This window comes from Arenibacter palladensis, from assembly GCF_900129275.1.
GTDB classification, from domain to species: domain Bacteria; phylum Bacteroidota; class Bacteroidia; order Flavobacteriales; family Flavobacteriaceae; genus Arenibacter; species Arenibacter palladensis.
On the sequence record NZ_FQUX01000018.1, the window covers coordinates 1 to 9,814 of the forward strand.

General features: G+C 45.0%; 3 protein-coding genes. All 3 read right to left on the bottom strand.

Going from position 1 to position 9,814, the window contains the following annotated elements; translation table 11 throughout:
• The coding region (locus tag BUA60_RS22645) for a hypothetical protein (protein ID WP_143153268.1) at nucleotides 1–250 on the bottom strand (250 nt) is incomplete at its 3' end.
• Nucleotides 251–762: 512 nt separating this feature from the next.
• Nucleotides 763–8,682, bottom strand: coding sequence for a malectin domain-containing carbohydrate-binding protein (locus tag BUA60_RS22650; protein ID WP_178347056.1), 7,920 nt, complete (start codon nucleotides 8,680–8,682; stop codon nucleotides 763–765).
• 777 nt (nucleotides 8,683–9,459) lie between these two features.
• Nucleotides 9,460–9,814, bottom strand: a 355-nt coding sequence (locus tag BUA60_RS23150) for a glycoside hydrolase family protein (protein WP_178347057.1), incomplete at its 5' end; no start/stop codon positions are given.

Genomic DNA, 9,814 nt, shown 5'->3' on the forward strand with positions numbered 1-9,814 from the left:
ATTCCACTGGAATGTTGCTCCAATCGAAATCCGATGGTATGGTTTTGGAACTTTGATCTTCTTTGTTGGTCTCATTTGGATTTTCTTCCTCAGTAGTACTTGTTTCCTCTTCGGTAGTACTTGTTTCCTCCAATTTTTTTTCTATAACATATTCGGCTAGTAGATCAGAGTCTTTTGCGCAGGAAGAAATTAAGAAAAACGTCAATAGGAGAACTATTGCAATGTATAGCAGGGTGGGGTGATTTTTCATAAGTAACATTAATATAAAGTGGCAATGATTATTTATGGGGTAAGTAAAAATATTTAAAAAATAAAATTCATCGACAAAAACATGTATTTTTTCGATGAATAACACCTTTTTAGTAGCGAATTAGTCTTGTTTGTCGATTTTTTCATTAAAATTTATTGGTAATCAGTTATTTATAGGGGTTATTTTGTGTTCCGTAATCGAATAAAATGATTTCGCCATAAGGTTGTTTGGATTGTAAACGGACCTTAAAATGTGCTGAAATAATGAAAATTTTCAGCTGTCCCTGCTCTATTCATTTCTGTTAAAAAGAGGGCATTCCGTGTAGTTGCTTTCATAGGTTTATGGAAAAGAATATGGTATGAAGGTAATTTACCACGTATGCCCCTCCCTGTAGTCCCAAGGGTTGTATTTATACTATTGAAAAAGTTCTAGCGGTTTTATAGAGTCCGAATTTTAGAACCCTATAAAACCGTAGAATTTTTATTACAAATAGTGCATTTAGAGTGCAAAGCTTATTTTTTTACTATAAGTTCATAGCCGTAAATTGCAGCTTCATTAGTTCTTAAGTTTACATAATATACGCCGTCTTCCAATCCGGAAACATCCAGTTGATAGAGATTATTCCTTGCTGTAACAGGTTGGACACCAACTGTCAGGGCCAATCTACCACTTAGATCAAATATCAAAATTTCTATAAGTTCCACATCTGGGTCCGATAAACTAATTTGAACAATGGAGGACGCGGGATTGGGAAACATTAGAATGTTCAATTGGCCGGCGGCTGTGGCCATAATGTCTTCGCTTAGGCTAAGGCTTGATTCTTCGTTCCAGTTCTCCTCAACACTGTCCTTTGCATTACTTGCATTGGTAATAGCGAATTGTATTGTTAATGAGCCAAGATTGGATCCGCCAAGATTGGACTCGCTATAGGCCGTTGCACTAATGGTGTAATTGCCCATAGACAATTGTCCCGAGATATAATCACCACCCACATCACCGAAGAGGGAATAGGGAGCTGCGCTTTCGGTCCTAGATGTAGATGTAGGGTCCGAAAGGGACAATAAAACACTTCCGACAGTTTCGGGGTCGGTGTTTGCCCTCAAATTCAGACCTATATCCTGTATGTCACCAATATCAATTTGCATACCTTCGGTCAAATTGAATAGATCGGTGTCATTATCCGCATCAATGAGGGTAAAGCTCACTACTGCATTGGTAGTTGGGTCTGTTGCAGTAATTACAATCGAGTCCGAATCCGTATCACCCTCATTATCGGTAACGGTAAGTGTGGCCGTATAATCACCGGGATTATTGAAGGTATAGGAAGGATTGGGTTCCATAGAGGTTCCCAGGCCATCACCAAAATCCCAGTAGTAGCTTGTGATACTGCCGTCAGGGTCATTACTCCCTGCACTTGAGAAATGCACCATAAAAGGGGTCACTGTATCGGCAATTCCGGAAGCAACTGCCGTGGGCAGGAGATTTCCCCCCTGGTCCACAATGCTGAATTGTATCATCAGGCTGCCGAGGTCGCTGCCAGAATGTCCCCCTCCACTGTAGGCAGTGGCACTCATAGTATAACTGCCGATCGGTAGTTGGCTCCCCGCATAATTGCCACCATTGTCCCCAAAAAGGGCATAGGGTGCGGCACTTTCGGTCTTCGAACTGTTTAATTGCCCAGAAAGGCTGAGGAAAACGCTCCCAACCGTGGCAGGATCTGTGTTGGCACGTATAGCCAAGGGAATTCCCTGAACCGTTGAAGCATCTATTATCTGGCCTTCATATAAGGTGTACAAGTCGTTGTTGGTATCAGCATTGATAAGCGTGAAACCGGTCACCCCGTTCTGTACGGTTCCTGAATCACCATTCAAGGGAATGGACAATTGAGCTGCTGCGCCATAATCCACCAATAGGTTCGCTGTGGTTGCAGTCTGACCGTTGTTATAGGCAATAATGAGATTATGGGAATCATTGGATTTGACCAAGCCATTGCTAAGTCCACCGGATACAATACTGAAATCGCCGGCATTGGCCCCCGTAATCTGTATTGAACGAATATATATGCCTTGATTGCCGCCAGCTACATCCAAGCTTAGACTTGTGGTGGAGTTCGCTTCTATTTCTATACTTGCTGGACCAGTCAATATACTCGCCATAATCGCTGTTCCGGATGGGGTGGCAGCCCCAAGATGTTCCATGTTTTTTTGGTTGCCACCTCCCTTGTTCGGAGAGCCGGCCGTAACAAATATTCCTCCCCCTGACACGATTGCCTGAGTACCATGCCGCTTGTGGTTCATATCTGCCAATCTGATCCAATTTCCTGTTGATGGGTCATACTCTTCGGTGATTTTTAGTGCATCATCCGTATTGACACCATATACCGGTTCATTATCTATCTCACCTCCTATCACGACCAACTTACTGTTGAAATTTACTGTGGAAGCTGCAGCCCTAGGGGTGGGTAAATTTTGATTTGAGGGAAGTGTACTCCAGGTCCCTGAAATAAAATCGAATACATCCACCTCGGGAATGACAGGTTTGAAGGCTCCACCGCTACCTCCGGACAATCTTCCGCCCGCGGCGTAAAGTTTATTATTGATTACTACGGCATGAAAGTGGTCCCTTGCCCGTGGGGCATCGGTCAATGTTGTCCAAGCTCCGGTTGCCGGATCATATTCATCAAACCATGATACATATCCGCCATTGTGACCAACGGTATTCCCACCCACTATGTAGAATTTATCATTGTAGACCACCAAACCGGAGGAGCCCCGCTTTCTGGATGTAGGTATCTCTGGTCCTTGGATCCATGCCTGTGAGACAGGATCAAATGCCCATATATAATCTGCAGGGGCCTCAGTAGGAAATACGTTGTCCTTAAAGGCGCCAATGATCCAAATAAGTCCTTGGTACTCGGTAGCTTGGTAGTGATTAAACTCCACAGGGGCCGAATCTGTTAATGAGGACCAACTATCACTGGTGTAATCATAAATGTCCAAGGTCTTGGAGTTTTCACGTCCTCCCATCAAGTAAAATTTATCCCCTGCTTGGACGAAGGAGCATTCGTGGCGACCAGTATAATTTTCGTTCTCATCAATATCCGTCCAAGTTGTTGTGGTGGTTTGTACCGTCCAAGCAAAACTGGTACTGACCGCGGCAGAGCCCGGCTTAACTACTGTGATCGTTACTTGGTGCTCCCCATCGCCATTAGGTCCGCCGTTGATCGCCTCGTTGGCGATAGTCCCAAAGATCAGTCCGTTTGTCGGCTCTATATCAATGCCCAATGGTTGTCCGGATATACTATAGGTGAAGTTTGCGTTGGGGTCCCCACCGCTAGCAGAAACGCTAAGATCGGTGGTTTGGCCAACTTGACCGCTTTGATCCGCTATAGGGTTTACCGTCAAAGGGGGAAACTGACTTCCTCCCGCGATTATTTCTATGGCAGAAATTTTGGGCTGGTCTACCCCTCCAACACTGGCCAATGACGAGAAATCGATGTTCAGCGTTCCGTCGGTCACCAATGTGGCAAAGGATTTGGAGACAGGGGCTTCGGGGCCAACATCAGCGTTGATGTCATAATTGTCCAGAACAAGATTCCCTTCAATATTCACATCAAAGATGCGTTTTCCGCTGCCACCTTCACCGCCCCCGATGGCCCCCCAATAAATCTCGGCAAAATGGAGTATTACGGTATAATCCCCATCAGCAAGGGGTATGTTGTAGGCAAGTGTCCCAGATGTGGTGTAACGTTCTGTTTGATAGAGCAGGGGCAGGGATGTGGCCGCAGTATTGTGGAACATTATTCCGCCTGTAAAAAACTGGTCCTCCTCAAATATATTACCGGCAAATGTGGTCTGTGGACCACCGGTATTGATCAGTGTCTTGTCATTTATGGTCCATGTGAAACCGGTGCTGAGGGGTGTAGAACCGGACTTGTCCACGGTTACGGTTACTTGATGTATGCCATCACCATTTGGTCCGCCGTTGATTGCCTCGCTTGCGATGGTCCCAGAGATCTGGCCTGTGGTCGGTGCTATATCGATGCCAGATGGTTGGCCGGATATACTATAGTTGAAGTTTGCATTAGGGTCACCACCGGAAGCGGAAACGCTAAGGTTGAAATCTTGGCCTATTTGGCCGTCTTGGTCCGCTATGGGGTTCACCGTCAAAGGTGGAAACTGGCTTCCTCCTGCGATGACCTCAATGGCTGATATTTTGGGTTGGTCTACCCCGCCCACATTGGCCAAAGAAGAGAAGTCGATGTTCAAGGTCCCATCGGTCACCGAGATGGCAAAGGATTTTGTGACAGGTGTTTCCGGGCCTACGTCTGCATTGATATCATAATTGTCCAGGACTAAATTCTCTTCGATATTCACGTCGAATATACGTTTGCCGATGCCTCCTTCGCCACCTCCAGCGGCCCCCCAATAGATCTCGGCAAAATGGAGTACTACGGTATAATCCCCATTAGCAAGGGGTATGTTGTAGGCAAGGGTCCTGGATGTAGTATAACGTTCGGTTTGATAAAGTAGGGGTAGGGATGTGGCCGCAGTATTGTGGAACACCGATCCACTAGTAAAGAATTGATCTTCCTCAAAGAGATTACCGGCAAATGTGGTCTGTGAACCACCGGTATTGATCAGTGTCATGCTACTTATGGTCCAACTAAAACTGATGCTGACGGCCGTAGACCCGGGCTTGTCTACGTTTACGGTCACCTGATGTATACCATCACCATTAGGTCCGCCATTAATCGCCTCGTTGGATATAGTCCCAGATATTAGACCAGTGGTCGGCTCAATGTCGATGCCCGTTGGCTGGCCGGATATACTAAAGGTGAAGTCTGCGTTTGGGTCTCCGCCACTCGCGGAAACACTAATGTCGTTTACTAGGCCGGTTGGACTGGTTTGATCTGCTATGGGGTTTACGGCCAGAGGAGGAAACTGGCTTCCTGAGCCAAGGATCTCAATAGCGGATATTTTGGGTTGATCCACGCCTCCGGCACCAGGCAATGAAGAGAAATTGATGTTCAAGGTCCCATCGGTCACCGATGTGTTAAATGATTTGGCCACCGGTGTTTCCGGGCCTACGTCCGCATTGATGTCATAATTGTCCAGTACCAAATTACCTTCTATGTCCACATCAAAGATACGTTTTCCGGTGCCCCCTTCCCCTCCGCCGGCAGCTCCCCAATATATCTCGGCAAAATGGAGTACTACCGTATATTCCGCATTAGGTAGGGGTATGTCGTATGCAAGAGTTCCCGTGGTGGTATACCGTTCGGTTTGATAGAGTAGTGGCAGGGAAGTGGCCGCAGTATTTTGCCAAGTAGATCCCCCGGTATAGAATTGGTCTGGCTCAAAGATATTGCTGGCATAGGTTGTTTGGTTACCTCCACTGTTAATACTCAGGATGCGATCGGTGAGATTGGCGGTAACAGGGACTGTAGTAGGAGAGTTGGCACCTGTATGGGTGAGTACTATATTGGCATTCTTGATTCCTGCATTGTTGTCCGGGCTAAAGTTAAATGGTAGTACCAGTACAGATCCTGGACCAATTTGAACAGGCAAGGCCGTACTATTGTCAAATAGGGCGGAATCTGATCCGGTAATTGCTATATCTGTGATTTCTATAGATCCCGAAGCAGGGCTACCTTCGTTATTAGCCGTTATATTTAGCTGTGCCGTGCCCGAACTGACGGCTAGGGTACCAAAATCTACGGGATCGGGATTTAGGGAGAGATTTGAAGGTTGATCCACTGTCACATTGATAAAGTCCCAGGTAGCCGGAAATTCCGGTCCCGATCCTACCGAAGTCGATATAATTCCTACCGCCATGCCCATATCGTCATTGGGACTTAGAAAGTCTGCAGGCAATGTAATGGGGGTCCCAATAGTTTCAATGCTAATTCCCCCATTCATGGAATAGAATGGCTGAGCGGCGTTTGTGGCGGGGTTTACCCCAATATAAATATCTACTGCCGTAGCCGGCAAGAGACCAGGGACATCGTAGGTGGAGGTGCTGGGACTGCCATTAGTCTCCAGGGTTATCTCAAACCCATCTACTCCATCTCCATTCGAAATGCCGTCCATGATGACGACTTTCAGGTAATTGTCTTGGTCCCCAGTACCTATGTAAATGCCCAAAGATTGGAAATCCTCCGGCGGAAGGCCGGAAAACGGATTCTCTATTTCGGTGTGTACCGTAAAGGGTGGTGAGTTGCTATCTACGTTCACTCCAAATTGAAAGCCATTGTCCTGATCGTTTATACTGCCATAGGCATCTCCTTCACTTGTTGCATCCAACGTGGCTTTACCACCCGCCCCTCCAAAAGAAAGGTTATTTGGCTCATATTGGTTTAGATAATCTGTTGTGCCATTGGTCATCCAACCCGTGAATCCCAAACCGGCAAAACCTGTTCCTGGGTCGTTGTTCCAGAAAGGGAAATGGATTGGGAGATTGGTCGTGGTTCCGTTATTTGGGTCAGTTGCAAAAGCATCCATGACATCTGGGATACCGTCGTTGTCGTCGTCAGGATCGTTGAGGTCGGATATAAAGTCAACGTCATTATCATTGGGTTTGCTGCCACCTGAGCAATGGTTGGTTCCGTTATCTATTTCATCACCATTGGTGTATCCATCCGAATCGGAGTCTGCCAAGGGATCGTAGTCAAGATCCTCCGGTTGTGGGCAATTGCCAAAATCGGAGGGTTCAAAAATAGTTATGTTTTTACCACTATAGGTCAAAGCCCAGATTGTTCCTGGAAATGGATCTGGGTCTCCTTGCGCAATTACGTCCAAAGGAGCATTGCCGAACCCTAATAGAAAATTATTGTCCTTGGCAATTGTACCATCCCCAGAAGCGTTAAGCTGATATCGGTTTATCCAACCACCAAATGCGGCGGTTAAAATGTCACCTTGCATGGCCCCTCCAAAATTGGTGGCGGTATACTCACAAATTCCATTGGTAGAGACGTTTACCACATCAAATATATTTACCCTGGGGTCCTCAATGGCGCCCGCCAAAAAGAATCCCTGATCGGGATTATCCGGAAAATCGGTGATGTTGAAGGAATTGTTAAAATAACCAGAACTGCCAACCAACAGATCTTCAAGATTGTACAAACTTTCTACAACCCAAGCGGACCCGTTAAACAGGTGTTTTACCACACCGGCACGTGAGGGGAATGCGCGAATGGGGTCTGGATGACCACCATAGTAGGTTCCGTTGGCATCGTTGATGGTGCCAACATAGTGCAAAGCATCCCCTATTGTATTGCTGCCAGACTCGTTAAACTCGTTGGTGATATAGTCACCAGCCTCAGGGTTATAGGTGGTATTGGATTCATCACCTTTTCTGATGTTCGCACTGGTGTATATTACTGGTAATCCTCCCCAATCGGTATTTCCTCCGTTATCACTGGTGTAAATCTGGCCGTCGGCCGTAACAACCACATCATAGGCGTTTCTGTACCCTGGAGAAAATATTTGAACCGGGCCACCGGATTCGGAGAAGGCCTGATTTAGCCCGTCATTTCCACCAAAAGGATCGCCTAGGTCTATAGTGGCATTGTACATCGGGTGTCCTGGTAGATAAGGAAAATTAGGGTTGGTATTATCAATATCGGGCCGTTCCGGATCGTTCACAGTGGGGAGGTCATAAATATATTTCACTGATCCTTGACGATTGTCAATATAAGGTCCCCCGTTAGCCATCTCCATTTGTTCCAATTGGGTAATATTGATAATCAGGAGTGCTCCGGAAAGTAAGGTCTCCTGAGTACCCCCGAAATTGTTACTGGGAGCGCCTTTATTGGCATTGCCCCCGGTTTGAAGCAATATGTAGGTATTGCCTCCCTTTTGAAAGGAGTCCATGCCGTTAACAGCATGGTTCTCCTCACAACGAGGCAATCCACGTACTAAATCTACCTTATCCCATTCGCTTCCAGTCCAGGTAAGGCGCGAAAGTATACCCGAATTAGTGTCCAGGTTGGAATCGTTGCCCGCCGGACCTCCCCCTATCCGGGCATCGGAAGAACTTACATAGAGTACTGGATTGGTTGCGGTACCTGCAGTCATTAAACCAGTAACCTGTCGTGAGGCCATGGTGTTAATAGTTCCATCATCATTGTGATTAGGGACTCCTAATTTGATTTTGTTTATAACCGAAGTAGCGGTGACGGAATAGGTGCCCGACCCTGAAGGGGCGGCATCCCGTTCAATACTGTATTCAAAAATAGTGCCGTGCTGCTCCGACACATAGAGCTTGCCATTGGGCCCAAACTCTAGGGACGTAGGGTTGTTGATGTTTTCACCCACAAGATTAGAGGCATTAAAACTTTGGGCGTTTCCATTTGTAAACATCAAAATGCTGAAAGCCAGAATTAATAATGAAGGTAGTGGTCGATTGGTTAAAGAGTAGAAATTCATCATATGGATTATTTTAAATAAACGATTGAATGGGGGAATTTCCATGTTCTCAAATCTATAGCGAACCCTAAAATAGGGAGTACTATAAGTTTTAAAAACTAGCTCTATCTGTTAAGAAAATGAAAACAAACTTGGGGAAGTGTTTTTCTGTGCAATGCTATATGAACAGCAAGCAAATAATACTCTTGCCAAGCTGTCTATATAATAAAATATTAGTGTAGAGGAAAAAGCAGATAAATTGGTTTTATACCCTCCGTTTTTTCTCTGTTATAAATGTATTTAAAAATCATTCTATTGACATATACCCCATAAAAGTTTTAGGGCATTGATAAATTTTGATGTTTTTTTATGGTAAAAGGTGAATTTAGGGGGGGTAAAAATATAAAATGTTGTAAATGAGGCCTTTTTGCCCTGAGCTAAGAAAAAAGGAATAATCGATGAAAGGCAAATAATTTGGATTAAAGGTAATTGGGCAAAATACAACTTGCTATATTTTAGCCAATTATTGAATCCCGGTTTAAATATTCTGAACTGGAACGGGATATGAGGTATAAAATTTTAGCTGAAATTTAGTTTTCGAATGTACTTGGGCGAAGATGTTGTTTGGAACAGGACAATTGATCAAAAAATGTTATTACACCTCTCGGTGACGGATTTTCATCAAGATTTAACGATTTTTCTGACTTGATATGGTACTATGTATAATGATCCTGGCCCCTTCACCATTTGGTTGGGAAGGGCTGGGACCTTATATACCTGTGCTGTTGAGTATTAATGGTATCAATTGCAAGTAACCAAACTTGAGCTTTGAATGGTGTTATTTGATCCACTTACCTTAAAGCATCCATCTAGGGCAGTAGTGATTACATTAACATTGTTTAGTGTTACATTGTCCCCGTTGGTATAGTCCAACGGATAAATTGTTGCCGTCAGAGAATTGTCCTTCAGTGTCATATTTTCAAAAGCAACATTTTTGAGGTCTCCTAAAAACCTCAAAGATGTAAACTTGTAACTCGATTTAAATATCTCGATCGTGCTTTCGGCATGTATATTTTTGAATGTTCCATTGGTTATATGTTGTAGATCGCCCAGGCCATCCCTTCGATAGGATTTATAACCGTCCACCATCACATTG

Excerpts from the sequence above, each read along its gene's own strand:
- BUA60_RS22650 (WP_178347056.1), bottom strand. The coding sequence starts at position 8,682 with ATGATGAATTTCTACTCTTTAACCAATCGACCACTACCTTCATTATTA.